The 13,878-nt window shown below is 51.7% G+C and carries 14 protein-coding genes; 13 read left to right on the top strand and 1 reads right to left on the bottom strand.

Annotated features, from left to right (window positions below; genetic code table 11):
* Positions 1–35: 35 nt before the first annotated feature.
* From METMA_RS0122005 to METMA_RS0121945, 13 genes are all read left to right on the top strand, one after another.
* Positions 36–362 (top strand): response regulator transcription factor, encoded by a 327-nt coding sequence (locus tag METMA_RS0122005; RefSeq protein ID WP_020161283.1) that lies wholly within the window; start codon positions 36–38, stop codon positions 360–362.
* Between the two features lie 140 nt (positions 363–502).
* Entirely contained in the window at positions 503–670 is a 168-nt protein-coding gene (locus METMA_RS27275; protein ID WP_020161281.1) for a hypothetical protein, read from the top strand.
* Positions 671–696: 26 nt separating this feature from the next.
* On the top strand, positions 697–903 hold the full coding sequence (locus tag METMA_RS0121995) for a hypothetical protein (protein WP_020161280.1): 207 nt from the start codon (positions 697–699) through the stop codon (positions 901–903).
* A complete protein-coding gene (locus tag METMA_RS0121990; protein WP_020161279.1) occupies positions 900–1,235 on the top strand; it encodes a deoxynucleotide monophosphate kinase family protein in 336 nt (111 codons plus the stop codon). The genes METMA_RS0121995 and METMA_RS0121990 overlap by 4 nt, the downstream gene beginning before the upstream one ends.
* 37 nt (positions 1,236–1,272) lie before the next feature.
* On the top strand, positions 1,273–1,560 hold the full coding sequence (locus METMA_RS0121985; protein WP_020161278.1) for a hypothetical protein: 288 nt from the start codon (positions 1,273–1,275) through the stop codon (positions 1,558–1,560).
* Positions 1,561–1,579: 19 nt separating this feature from the next.
* On the top strand, positions 1,580–3,043 hold the full coding sequence (locus METMA_RS25350) for a DEAD/DEAH box helicase (protein WP_020161277.1): 1,464 nt from the start codon (positions 1,580–1,582) through the stop codon (positions 3,041–3,043).
* Positions 3,033–3,308, top strand: a complete 276-nt coding sequence (locus METMA_RS0121975) for a hypothetical protein (RefSeq protein WP_156830587.1) — start codon at positions 3,033–3,035, stop codon at positions 3,306–3,308. Before METMA_RS25350 ends, METMA_RS0121975 begins: the two co-directional genes overlap by 11 nt.
* A complete protein-coding gene (locus METMA_RS26695) occupies positions 3,295–5,898 on the top strand; it encodes a DUF5906 domain-containing protein (protein ID WP_020161275.1) in 2,604 nt (867 codons plus the stop codon). Before METMA_RS0121975 ends, METMA_RS26695 begins: the two co-directional genes overlap by 14 nt.
* Positions 5,899–6,254: 356 nt before the next feature.
* Positions 6,255–6,791 (top strand): hypothetical protein, encoded by a 537-nt coding sequence (locus METMA_RS0121965; RefSeq protein ID WP_156830586.1) that lies wholly within the window; start codon positions 6,255–6,257, stop codon positions 6,789–6,791.
* Between the two features lie 169 nt (positions 6,792–6,960).
* Positions 6,961–7,452 carry a DUF1441 family protein gene (locus tag METMA_RS0121960; protein WP_020161273.1) on the top strand — a complete coding sequence of 164 codons (492 nt, stop codon included), beginning with the start codon at positions 6,961–6,963 and terminating at the stop codon, positions 7,450–7,452.
* Complete coding sequence (locus METMA_RS25985) at positions 7,449–10,739, top strand: terminase gpA endonuclease subunit (RefSeq protein ID WP_020161272.1); 3,291 nt, start codon at positions 7,449–7,451, stop codon at positions 10,737–10,739. The genes METMA_RS0121960 and METMA_RS25985 overlap by 4 nt, the downstream gene beginning before the upstream one ends.
* Positions 10,740–10,957: 218 nt before the next feature.
* On the top strand, positions 10,958–11,539 hold the full coding sequence (locus METMA_RS0121950) for a DUF6037 family protein (RefSeq protein ID WP_020161271.1): 582 nt from the start codon (positions 10,958–10,960) through the stop codon (positions 11,537–11,539).
* A 99-nt stretch (positions 11,540–11,638) separates the two neighbouring features.
* Entirely contained in the window at positions 11,639–12,289 is a 651-nt protein-coding gene (locus METMA_RS0121945) for a hypothetical protein (protein WP_020161270.1), read from the top strand.
* A gap of 529 nt (positions 12,290–12,818) precedes the next feature.
* On the opposite strand, the gene METMA_RS26690 is transcribed toward METMA_RS0121945, so the two are convergent.
* Complete coding sequence (locus METMA_RS26690) at positions 12,819–13,850, bottom strand: MBL fold metallo-hydrolase (RefSeq protein ID WP_269634246.1); 1,032 nt, start codon at positions 13,848–13,850, stop codon at positions 12,819–12,821.
* Positions 13,851–13,878: the final 28 nt, after the last annotated feature.

Raw genomic sequence — 13,878 nt, 5'->3', positions numbered from 1 at the left:
CAATAGGGTCGTTATTTCGTATTTTTGGAGGGGTTATGCGGTTAGGTAATGCGGGGACGTTGACTAAAACACAGGTCCAGATCGTGCAGGCGTTGTCGGACGGCCTGACGGCGGAGGAGGTCGCCAACGCGCGGTTCCGTTCGCTGGGCACGATTCGCAAGCATATCGAACAGGCCCGCGAGCGTCTGGGCGCCCGCAATATAGCACAGCTGGTTAAGCTGGCGTTGCAGCAAGGGTTGATTCAGTCGGTGGTGCTGATGGTGGTGATCGGTTCGGCAACGAATGGCCAGGATCAACGGCGGATGCGGCTGACGCGGTCGTTTTCGGTAGTGTCGGGCCGGGTTGTCCGGCATGAGGTGTGAATGCGGCTCTTGTATTGCCTGGCGCTTTTGGTGTTCTGCGTGTTTTGGCTGATTAGCACGCCGATCTATTTTTTGACTAAATGCTGTGAGCAATTCGATGTGTGGTGGAGCAGGGTGATGGAGAAGTTGTGGGAGGGGTTATGAATTATTCGTGGGCGGTTCCGGCGATTATTTCGGTGGTGGCGTTTGCCTGGGTGGCGCTTTGGCCTTCCCGCGGCGATTACTTCCGAGGCATCGAGAAGGTGGTGTTTTATCCACTGGCCGCGATTGTGTCATTGCTGGCGTGGTTGCTTTGGGCGCTGCTGTAGTTGTTGGATAAAGGCTGGAGAGGATTGTGAGAGATCTGATCGTTCTGGGCATGGCCGCGATTTTTTGCACGGCGCTGTTGGCGGTGTTGAAGCTGGCCGGCGTGCTGTGTGGTTCATGGTTGGTGGTGATGTCGCCGGTTTGTTTGCTGTGGGCTGTTGAGTTGTTGGGCGGGGTTGTATGGCTGGTGTGGTTTCGTCCTTCGCTGGGCGATGAATCGGAGATGCACTTTTGATTATTGGACTGGTGGGCACTAACGCAGACACGCAGGCAGTTTCCGCGCGCCTGGCGGGACACGGTTTTCATGAGCTTGAAAACGAGTATGAGATCAGGTTGTTCGGAAACGACAACCTGGTGTTCCCGAACGTTAGGCATGAGCACAAGGCGCTTTTTCTTCGCGAGGCGGGCGCATTGATTATTCATGTTGTCCGCGAGGGCGATGAGTCGGGCGATCATGGAGTGGCGATTCATCCTGGTGATGCGGTGGTCGGGGCTAATGGTTCGTTCGAGGGGCTGTTTGACCGGGTGCGGGTTGCGATCGATAAGCGGTTTGGAAAAGCGGCGTAATTTTAAAAATGTGGGAAGTTAAAAAGGTGGGGAAGTAATGGCTAACGGTTCATACATGCCAATTCAAGGTTACGCGCTATTTGTGAGAATGGAAGTACTTAATGAGGAATGGGCGAGGCGTAATCATGATGGCCAATCATTGGCGAGATTAGCTGAACGAGGCGGATTATCAATTTGCGAGGCGGCAGCTATTGTCGAGCGACGTCCATGGAAAATGATCAGTGATATGGAAGCGTTCACCATACTGAGATCAGCTAGGCCTGCGAAGTGGAACGGTATTAGTGGTAACGAAGCACAGGTCGTCTTGAATTCTCTTAAAAAGTAACTGAATCGCATTATTACGAATGCTTAGCCTCCTCGACTATCAAGATGCCGCCGTGAATGAGCTGGGCGCAGCCTATGCCGCAGGCTATCAGGCCCCGCTATTTGTGTTGCCCACGGGGGGCGGGAAGACCGTCGTTTTTACCTATATGGCCATGCGGGCGGCCGCGCGCGGCCGATCGGTGCTGTTGTTGGGGCATCGCCGGGAGCTGATCGGCCAGATGTCGGCAGCGCTGAAGCGCTGGGGTTGCAGGCACGGCATTATCACGCCGGATGCTAGGCCGACCAATGACCGGGTGCAGGTCGGCATGGTGCAGACCTTGGCCAACCGCGTGCGTTTGGATCGCGGGGGGAGGTATAGGTTCGATTTTGTGATTATCGACGAGGCGCACCATGCCACCCGAAAATCAACCTGGGGCACGGTGCTGCAGCATAACGCCGGGGCGAAGCTGCTGGGCGTGAGCGCGACGCCGTGCCGGTTGGACGGCAAGGGGCTGGGCGTTCATGCCCATGGATTTTTTGATCACATGGTGCTGGGCCCGAGCATGTCGGAGCTGATCGAGCGCGGGCAGCTAGTGCGGCCGGTGGTGTATGCGCCATCGACGTCGATCGATCTGTCGGGGGTTAAAAAAAGAGGCGGCGATTTCGTCGTTTCTGCCTTGGCGGGGGCGGTAGACCGCGCGCCGATTACGGGCGATGCCGTTGAGCATTACCGGCGCTTTGCCGATCGGCGCAGTGCGATCGCGTTTACGGTGACGGTCGAGCATGCCGCGCATGTGGTGGAGCAGTTTAAGGCGGCCGGCTATCAGGCGGCGATACTAACGGGCGGCACGCCGGATAAGGAGCGGGCGCGGATGATCAGGGATTTGGGCAATGGCGGCTTGCATGTGCTGGCGAGCTGTAATGTGGTCTCGGAGGGGACGGATATTCCGGCGGTTTTTGCCGCGATCCTCCTCCGCCCCACCGAGTCTTATGCGCTGGCCATGCAGCAAATCGGCCGCGCGCTCCGCGCCTCCCCGGGCAAGGATAAGGCGGTGATCCTGGACCATGCTGATAATGTGCGGCGCCATGGCCTACCGACTGACGAAGTGGAATGGTCATTGGATGGGCTGGAGCGCAATTCTAAAAAACGAGGCAATGCGCCGACCAAATTTTGCACAGGGTGCAGAACTTATATGCCGCTGGCGGCGACTATCTGCACGGAATGCGGAACGGAAGTGGAGAGAGAAGGAGGCGCTGCGCGCGGTGATTTTATACGTACGCGCGAGGGGCAACTGGTGGAACTGACGCCGGAGATGGCGGCGCAGATTCGCCAGAAAAAGGCGTCCGAATTGAAGGGCGCGCGTACGCGGGCTGAGCTGATCGCCCTGGGTAAATCAAGAAATTACAAGAATCCAAGGTATTGGGCGGACAAAATTATTGAGGAACGCCAGCAATATTCTGCGAACAGAAAGACATTGAATTTGGGGAGCTACCGTGGCCGATAAAAAACAAACAATAAGAACGCCATTATTGGAGAGACCGACTGGCTCACAACCAGAAAATTTAACTGATTTGATGTGGGTAATGGCGGCAAACATTGAAGATTCGATTATGGCGTCGTCTAGTGCTGTTGGCGGTAAAGATTACACCGTAATGGATCTATATAAATTGGCGGCTCCATTTGTTTTGAAAGTTTGGGAACATGCGCCTGGTGTTAGCTTCGACACTTCTTGGCCTGATTACACGGATGAAGATGATGAGCTTTTTTAGTCAAGAAGATCAAACCAGCTTCCTGAATGCGATTGCCGGTGCAGGCCTGAGCCCGCATAAACCGCTGACGCTGGAAACCGACGGCAAGATTTGCCGGTACCGGATTGCGAATGACAAGACCGGCTCTTCAAACGGCTGGTATGCGCTGTACAGCAATATGGGCATCTATGCCGGGGCGTTCGGGTCGTGGAAAACCGGCGAGTCGCATACTTGGTGTTCGAAGGGCAAAAATGAGATTTCGCGGGCCGAGCGCGAAGCGTTGCGGCTGCGGTATGAGCAGCTGAAGGCGGAACGGGCCGCCGAGCAGAAACAGATTTGGGCCGATACCGCGAAAAAGGCGGATCGGCTATGGAATATTGCCAAGCCGGCGACGGCCGGTTCTGGCGATAAAGGGGCGCTGCCATCGACGGATGTGCATGCGTACCTGGTTGCCAAGGGCATCAAGCCCTTTGGCGTGAAGGTGCTGAATAACGGCCTGGTGGTGGCTGCCCGTAACGCGGCGGGCATGATCACTACCTTGCAGTTTATTCAGCCGGATGGGAGCAAGCGGTTTTTGACCGGCGGGGAGATTATCGGCTCTTATTATGCCATCGGCAAGCCGAACGGTATTTTGTTGATTTGTGAAGGCTATGCAACCGGTGCAAGCCTCTATGAAGCGACGGGGTATGCGGTGGCGGTGGCGTTTAACGCGGGCAATTTATTACCCGTGGCAACGGCATTACGGAAAAAGTTTCCGGATTTAACCCTCATTGTCTGTGCGGATAATGACGTGGCAACGGATGGCAATCCTGGTTTGAGCAAAGCACAAGAATGTGCTGGGCAAATCAACGGCATGCTCGCGGTGGCGAAGTTCCAAGAATCAGCTTCAATAGATGGGAAGATTCCGACCGACTTTAACGATATGCATCGTTTGCTCGGATTGCCCGCAGTGGCGGAGGTCATCGCCCAAGCGCTTAGCGCCGGTAATGACTCAAGCCACGCGGCCGAAGGTCCGGCCGAGTCTCCGCCCTCCAAAGGGGAGACGAAAGCGCCCAGGATGGGGCTAAAGGAGTTTGAGGCGTTGATCGAAGATGCCGACGACTTTGATTTTTTGACTGATGTGTTGCTGAGGCAGATTGCCAAGGCGCAATTGAAGCAACCGGCTGTCGAGGCATTGCTATCGAAGATCGCCAAGAAAGCCGATACCACGAAGGCGTCGTTGCTGGATGAGTACAAGGGGCATGCTGCTCGTTTCGGACCGAATGTGCCTGAGCAGACCAGTGACGATGATGTCATTACTACGCTGAATGAGAGTCATGCGGTGCTGCCGATGGGCGGCCGGGTGGTGATCATGAATCGCGAGTTTGATCCGGTGCAGGGTAAAAAGCTGATCACGTTTTCCAGTAAATCCGATTTTGAGCTGAAGTATTGCAACCGCAAGGTGTACGACCGAGGTGATGAAATGGGCTGGGGCGAGTATTGGCTGAATCACCCGCAACGGGCGGAGTATAAGGGCATGGTGTTTTTGCCCGGGGAAAACGAGCCTGGCTACTTGAATTTGTGGCAGGGCTGGGGGTTGGAGGCCGTCAAGGGCGACTGCTGGCGCTACCTGCAATTTGTTAATGAGGTGATCTGCAGTGGCGATGATGAGCTGTACGATTACATTATCAATTGGGCGGCGCATCTGGTGCAGCGTCCGCAGGAGCTACCGGAAACGGCGCTGGTGTTTCGCGGCCGCGAGGGGATCGGGAAAAATACGTTTATCGATCCTTTGTCGCAGATCGTGGGTCGTGAGCATTATTTAATGCTGTCGTCGCTGAATCAGGTGACCGGGCGGTTTTCCGGGCACTTGGCCAATGCCTTGCTGATTTTTTGTAATGAATCGGTGTGGGGCGGCGATAAGTCGGCGCAGGGTGTGCTGAAGTCGATGATTACCGATCCGATCCAGCCGATCGAGTACAAGGGCCGGGATTTGTCGATGGTGAAATCGTTCCGGCGCTGTATTTTCGCAACCAATGAACAGTGGGCGGTACCCAGGGGGGTGGATGACCGGCGTTATGTGATTACCGATGTGTCGGATGCGCGCAAGGGCGATTGGCAGTATTTCAAGGATCTGAACGAGCATATGCGCGACGGCGGTACGGCGGCGCTGTTTGGTTATCTGCTGGATCGCGATATCAGCGACTGGCATCCGAGGCAGATACCTGGGCACATTCTGAAACGAGGCTGGGAGATGAAGATTATGTCGGCCGGGTCGGTGGTGCGTTGGTGGCTGGATATGCTACAGCAGGGTTATCTGTATGAGACCGATGCCTATGCGGAGGATGCGCAATTCGTTTGGCCGGAGCGGTGCCCTTGGAAACAGGTTGAGGCCGCATATTTGCGGCACTGCAATCAGTATAAGGTGACGCATCCAGAGCATTCTTCGATCGTGGGGCGAATGCTGCACGATTGGGGGATCAGGACCAGCAGGCCGCGCGATGCCAGCGGCGGGCGCTATCTGGAATATTTGATTCCGGCGCTGGATGAAGCGCGGGCGATTTTCTCGGACCGGTTCGGTATTCCGGAGACGTATTGGGAGGTTCATGACCGTGGCAATGCGTTTGCGTGACTATTTAGATATCGCCGACAGATTTTTCGTTTCAGGCGGGGATTGTTTTGTCTCTTGAAACAATGGCGGTCGTGGTGGTCGCCCTGGTCTGGGATAGTGGTCATGGATATTAAAATTCCGCAAGCCGCGTGTTTTCTGGGCTGGTCAGGGTGGTCAGGGATGTCGGGGGTGGTTTTTTGCTGCTATAGCGGCGCTGTGCCATAGCCCCTAGTAGTGCGAGAGCGAATGATGTTTTTTTATTTATTATTTTTATCCAAGACCAGTATGACCAGTATGACCAAGCCAGTAAATTCAATGGTTCTGTGGTCATGGGTTGGGCGTGGTGGTCATAGGTATTGATCCAAATGGGGGCAAGTGTGGCAAGTGTTGCTTTTATCAGTGTAACCGGCGCCAGAACGGTGAATTACGGGGAGTCATCCCGTGGTTCCTTTCATGCGCTGTTGAATCGGGTTGAGATGGCGGGGTTATTGTCTGGATTGGATGCCCATGAAACCAATTTGGTATTGGCCAAGTACCGTGATGACGAGGCAGCTGAGCGGGCATTGCGGGCACATGTCCGGCTGTATGCCGTAGGCTTGGCATTGGAAGAGCAGTGGAAGATCACCAAAGGCCGCCCAATCGTTTGCAATATGGGAGCGCTGGCCGTATTCGAAGTGATTAGTCCGGGCTGCTGCCGACGCTGCAACGGTACCGGCATGGTTTTTAATCATGCCTGCAATACGTGCAACAGCTCCGGATATAAGCCTGCCAGCGGCAGAGCCAAAGCCGAGTTTGTCGGCGTTCATAAATATCAATGGCAACAGGTTTGGAATGATAGATACGAAAGAATTTATCGTTACGTACTCGATATGGAAGCATCTGTCGAAACCAAGCTAGCGAAAGTAAGCGCATGAACGCCATGAATGAGGAGGCGGGGACCCTGGCACCTCAAGAATTACCAACGGGTGCAAAGGCTCCCGGTTTTTTTGAGTTTTTGGGGTTCCATGGGTCTCAACGTATGTCATGCCATTATTTCCTAAGTTGTTGTTATTATGTGTAAATTTGTTGATTTTTTGTTTTGGTATGGCGACTGAAGTTGCATCAATCAATGACTGGTTTAGCTGGTCTTTAAACCAGCTGTCCCGGGAGTTCGGCATTGCTCGGGAGACTGTGCAGCGCCGGCTGCGCGATGCGAACGTGAATCCATCCGGAGAACGTAGAGGTCACCCTGTTTACAGTGTTGGCCAAGCGGCCAAGGCAATTTTATTGCCGCAGTTGTCCGATGGCGCTGTGCATAACGATCCGGACCGAATGTCGCCGAAGGAGCGCGCGGATTGGTTCAAATCCGAAAACGACAGGATCAAGTTTGAGCGGGAATCCGGCGTATCCGTTTATGCGAACGAGTCTCGCGAACAGATGGCGTTGATTGCCAAATCAGGCCTGCAAGTGCTGGAAACCCTGCCCGACATCCTCGAACGCGACTACCGCCTGGAGCCAGAAATCATCGAAAGCATCGAATCCAGGATCGACGCTCTCAGGGAGCAATGGGCTGATTTGCTGGAGGAACTGGAATGAGCATGGCGGCAGCGGGTATCCGGCGCGGCATAGCCAAGCTGGTGCGCCCGCGGGAGCGCATCTCCGTCACCGATGCCGCCGAACGCTACGTTAACGTGCGGACGGCGAGCGGCGGCGTTGATAAGTGGAAACCGGAGCTGACGCCCTACATGATCGAGCCGATGAATTGCCTGAACAGCCGGCATTATGACGCGGTCATCTTTGTCGGTCCGGCGCAATCCGGTAAGGCATTATCGCTTGATACTCCTATCCCAACTCCAAGCGGTTGGACAACAATGGGAGACGTAGCAGTCGGCGATATTGTGATAGGCAATGACGGCAACCCGGCAGAAGTCGATTTTGTGACTTTACCCATGCTTGGGCATGACTGTTACCGTATAACGTTTTCGGACGGTGAAAGCATAATTGCCGACGCCGAACACCTTTGGACCGTTACCCAGTTCAATCGGGATGGCACATTAAAAATGTCAGCTAACATCACGCTCGAAACGCAAGATATGGCCACGCGATTCGCGCATGGATCCAGGCGGTTATTTGCTGTAGAAAACAGCCGTCCACTCCAATTTCCAGATAAAGAATTACCGGTTGACCCCTATGTATTGGGCTTATGGCTGGGTGATAGCGATTCGAATCATAGCAGAATTACAACGCATGATTTAGAACTAATAAAACACATCGAACAGGCAGGGCATGTAGTCGAAATAACAGCGGACAAACGGCGAGAAAATCTATATCGTCTAATAATCGATAGAAAGCCGCTCGAAGGTGATATTTGTTTCCGGGGGCATGATAAGCGGGTTGTTGGTACAACATCAATGGGGCATTGTTTGAAGTGTAATGCACAAAATAGGCGGCATCGAAATCACGGCATCAAGTCTGATGAGGCTGTCAACAAGCATAACGGATTGTCTACGCGACTCAGGAAACTTGGCGTATTAATAGACGATGGATGTGCAAAACACATTCCGAACAATTATCTCAGAGCATCATATGACCAACGACTCGCCCTTCTTCAGGGTCTCATGGATAGTGATGGCACCTGCTGTAAGTCCAGCGGTTCATGTTCCTATACCAGTGTTGAAAAAGCTCTGATTGACGGCGTTTACGAGCTGTTGATGACGTTCGGCATAAAAGCGAGGATCAGAAATAGGCAAACCTTTGCTTATTCCAAAGGACAGGCCAAAAAAGGCAAACCCTCCTGGACTATTGACTTCCATGTTTACGATAACTTTCCAGTATTCAAGCTGACAAGAAAACGCGCTCTGCTCAGGCCAGAAAATTTGGCGGGTAATCGAATTGCGGAAAACAAGCGCCGCAGAATCACTAACATCGAAAAGACAGCATCGGTTCCGGTCAAATGTATACGCGTCAAAAACGAATCGCATCTGTTTTTAGCCGGAAAAGGCATGATACCCACGCACAATACGCAGGGCCTGATAACCAACTTCATGGCTTATGTGATCAAATGCGATCCGGCAGACTTTCTGATCATGCAGACGACCAAAGGGACGGCGCGCGATTTCGACACTCAAGTCATCAAGCGCGCATTCCGCGATAGCCCCGATCTGAAGCAAGAATTAGCGCCAGGCAGCAAAAGCGACAATACCTACGACAAAGTGTTCAAGTCCGGCGCCATCCTGTTTCAACGCTGGCCCTCGATTAACGAAATATCCGGCAAGCCGCTCAAATACGTGCTGATTACGGACTACGACCGAATGACGCAAAACATCGATGGCGAAGGCTCACCGTTCGCACTGGCCCAACAACGGACCGCCAAATTTCTAAGCCGCGGTATGACGCTGGTGGAAACCTCGCCCGGCTTCGAAATCACCGATCCCAAACACAAAAGCCACTACAGACATGAGGCGCCGCCGTGCGGAGGGGCCTTGTCGCTGTTCAACATGGGCGACATGCGGCGCTGGTACGTGCAATGCCCCGAATGCGGCGAATATTTCATGCCGCCGCCCGACGAGAGAGGCCTGAGCTTCGCCCATGATCGCGATTTATTCGGTGCCACCTTAACAGAGATAACCGTGCCGGTCAGATATCAGTGTACCGCCAACGGCTGCCTGATCGATTTGCACCACAAACGCAACATGAACAAAACCGGACTATGGGTGCCGGAAGGATGCGCGATCGAAAACGGCAGGATAGTGGGGGAAGGCCTTAAAAGCCGGATCGCCTCGTTCTGGTTCCCGGGGATTCTAGCCGCCTACTCGGAGCCCGACAGCCTGGTCGAAAAATACTTAAAAGCCTACCGGGAATATGACATCACCCGATCGGAAGAAAACCTGAAAACCATCATTAACGTCAATTTTGGCGCCCCCTATTTGCCCAAGCGCATGACCTCCGACGTCAGCGCCGCCGACTACGAGCGCCGGGCCGAGGACCTGCCCAAGCGCGAAGTCTGTAAAGGCGTGCGCTTCCTGATCGCCACCGTCGACATCCAGAAAAATCGCTTCGAGGTCCAGGTCCACGGCCACGGCGTCCATAACGAAATCTGGCTGATCGACCGCTTCGCCATCACACTGTCCAATAGAGAGGCGGGCGGCGAACCCCTGACGATCGACCCGGCCGGCTACATCGAAGACTGGCTGCTGCTGGAAAGCAAAGTCATCCGTAAGCGTTACCCCTTGGCTGACGGTTCCGGTCGCACTATGGGCATCCTGATCACCGCCAGCGACTCCGGCGGCGAAGAAGGCGTCGCCGAACGGGCCTACACCTTCTGGCGCGAAATGAAGAAAAAGCAACTGGACCGCCGGTTTATCCTGGTCAAAGGCGAACGGCCCAAGCGCACCGCCAACAAGCCGAAAATCACGCTGACCCATCCGGATGCCTCCAGCAAGGCCGCGCGCAAGGCCAAAGTCGTCGGCGAACTGCCGCTATGGCTGGTCAACACCACGCTGATCAAGGACCTCATTAGCGCCAACCTCAACCGCATCGAGGCTGGCCAGAACTACATCCACTTCCCCAACTGGTTCAGCAATGCCTTTTATGAGGAGCTGGTCGCCGAAAATCGCACCGATGATGGGTGGAACAAGCCCAGCGGCGCGCGCAACGAATCCTTTGACCTGCTGTGCTACGACCACGCCGCCTACCTGGTCAAACTGCAAAACCACTGGCAAAAGGAAATCGACTGGAACCATCCGCCGCTATGGGCCGCCGAATGGGACGAGAACAGCGAGGTTTATCACGGCGATTCCGGAATGGCCGCGGCGGTTGGCTCGGATACGGAGAAAAAAGCGGAAGTCAGGGTGAGGGCGGCCAGGATGCGGGTGAGGCGGTGATTAACCGTATAGCGGCCAGTTGCTGAATCGCTTGGGTAAGTCAGCTGTACATATTAGTATTGAAGTTATCCGGGGCTGTTTCGTGAAAATTACGTAGGTTATCCCGTTTAGAACGACAATGTTTTCGGAAAAATTGTTTTGATGCTGTGGTCCAGTGTGTAAGATATGCAGATCTAGAGAATCACTTATTAGGCAAATCAATTTAACACGGAGAGAGTATGGCAATGCGGTTAAACCGTCTTGAGTCGCTGCATCAGGACATGAATGCTCAAGGCATCATAAAAAACAGATTCGTTTTTAATTTTAGGAACTTGGAATTTTCTGTTGTTTATATTGCCGAAAACTTCCCTCATATCCTCTTATTTGGCTGTATTGCCCACCAATTATTCTTAGTTTTAGAAGTTAATGACCGATATGAGATTGCAACGTATCTGGGTGATAACTATCGAGCTTTAGTTGATGCGTTAAATTTAGAATACGACCCTAACAACCCTTTTCGTCCTAATGTCTTCTTTGATGAGTTCAGTCTAGCTATCCCAATGACTGCTAATGCGAATAATACTCCAACAATGACTGAGGTTGCGGTACTGAGTCGGGACGTTGAAGAAGCGGATAAGATTCATTTTTGCGGGTGGCGTCCTCATGATGGTGTTAATTCAAACGCCCGTTCTGGAAACTTGCATAAAACTTTAAGACTCTGTGGTGCAGCTGCACACAAAGTTTGTCGAGAGTATAACATCAGCAGTCGCTGGACAGATGATGCTAGTAAAGCGGTTCCTTATTATCCTCCAAATACTTAACAAAACGCGATACGTCGTGGATGGCCTTTTTACGCTTCGCTGCAAAAATGCCACTGGTGCGCTCAGCGTTATCTATTACATAAACAAGCAAAGGAAATCATGGATTGGAAACAATTTGTTGTAGGCGTAGTTTCTAGCATCGCTTGGCCAGCGGTTGCCATTACGTTCCTGTTCGTATTCAAGAGCGAGTTGGCAAAGATTGTTCAGCGTCTCGCTCATTTAAAGTATAAGGATTTTGAACTGGACTTCGATAAAGTAAAACAACATGCGGAAGAACTCCAACTTGAAGAGCTAAAAGAAAAGCCCGCGCTAGAAAGTCCAGCACTTAGTTCCCTAGAAGACCAAATATTGGACGCTGTAGAACGAGCACCGTCGGCGGCAATTCTATTAGCATGGTCCGGCCTGGAAACTGCTATCGCTTCCGCTGTTTCTCGGCTTGCTATTTCACCAGATTCGCCGTCATACCGCTCGCCAATGCATAACATTGACATGTTGGCACGAAATGGGCGCTTATCAAAGACACATGAGAAATTACTCCATGAAATGCGTATTCTAAGAAATAAGATTGCGCATGAGCAGGAGTCAATGCTTTCTATCTCAGAAGAACAAGCATTGAATTATGCAAACACAGCAATAGAGTTGATGAAACACTTTGAAAGTTACCAGCGTATCGGCAACAACCGCTTTGAATCTGACGGCTTACCCTTTCGCTGCGCTCCAGAGCAAGCCGCGGTTCAAGCTAAACGCTAGACATGGCCTTTTGCCCGCAATCTGCTGGGTTCCCGCGATGCTCCAACCCAGCCTACGGCCCTACTACAACTAAAACAATAATAACACTTGTTTCCTTTATGTCAGTCACTGCAGTCGCTATTGCTTCAACCCTTTCTCTTCTAAGCGCATTACTAGTTGCAATTCTTAGCCACTTTTTTTCGATTACACGAAAACGTCATGCTGGGCTGGTTGAAATGCGGCTTAAGGCTTATACAGATTTCATCAACGCTGCCTCTCGGCTTGTAGCCGCACGGCGCACTGGGCGAGTATCTGATGAATTGGAAGAACTGGTCGCGTTAAACGATGCCAAAATCCGCATCTGCATATGTGCAGCTCCTTTCTTGCGTCCGCTTGAGCGGCGAGTTAGCTTACTGGCGATCACGGAGATGAATTACCGTGATCGCCGGGGATATCTCTACAAATTCTTGCGACTATGCCATTGTAGAGGTCTTCCGTAACAAACAACGCCATTCGTTTTCCTAGGGGAAGATGCCCATTCAGGATATCCTTAAAATTTAACGACATTTTGATTTACCGAAATATCAAACGCTCCCTTATCCGAAACACGCACTCGGATATGTCCCATTTTATCGTTTATGCTTTTTCTTGCTATCGCTATAGATCGTAACTCCCGCTCCACCATGTTGTCTCGTTTAATTCTGTTTCTTGCTCGTGGATCACGGGCAATTAACAAATTTGAAGATAATTGCTTCAGCCTCTCAATATTTTTTGGTGTTGGTAAATCACAACGCGAAAATGGTGTTGTCATTGAGAGCGGTTTTTCTATTAATAAATCTTCCCAAATTCTATCATGATGTCCTGTTTCGCTGCCGTGGTGAGGAACTTTAAATAGCGAAGAAGCAGATAAACTCAATTCATTGATAATATTATCTTCAAAAATAGCAGACCAACCTGTTTGCACATTGCCCGTTTCTTCCAAATCGGAACCTACTAATGCTGAAAAACTCCCAAAAGAAAAATGAACTGCTACAGCATTAAGATTTTCACTTTCGGGAACAACAGTCCGGATACGTTGATCACCTGGCTTTTTTGCAAATTGAGCTAATTTAGAAATTGACTGGGTTACTGCGACATCGCTAGGGGAAAGGGCAATCAAGCGAGTTGGAATGGTTTCTCTATAGTCAAAGAAAGTATGCCTTGTTTTAACTGGCACTATGCGGTTTCTGTCTTCTGTTTCATGAAGAAATTGAATAATTTCGCCGAATTCACGAATATCTTTATCTGTCTCGGCAAAAACATCTTTCTTATACAAACTTGCTATCTGTAGAGCTTCTCTAGTGAATAGAGCGCCTGATAAATACAATTTTGCATTTGAACAAGCCTTCAATAACTTTGATGCACCCTCAATATGATCCAGATGCCAATGTGTTATGAGAATACCAACAACTTGTTGACTCACATCAACGCCAATGGAGCACAAATATTCGAGTGCTATTGGTTGTTTGCTTCTAGGGCAAAGACAGCTGTCAATAACAAACCATTTGCCTTGTCCAAAATGAAGAACAACGCATTCACCAATACCTGGACCAAAAAGAGATATTTCAGCA

It is taken from the genome of Methylobacter marinus A45 (assembly GCF_000383855.1).
GTDB lineage: Bacteria > Pseudomonadota > Gammaproteobacteria > Methylococcales > Methylomonadaceae > Methylobacter > Methylobacter marinus.
The sequence above is the reverse complement of the archived record's forward strand: the minus strand, read 5'-3'. Positions and strand labels throughout refer to the sequence as shown.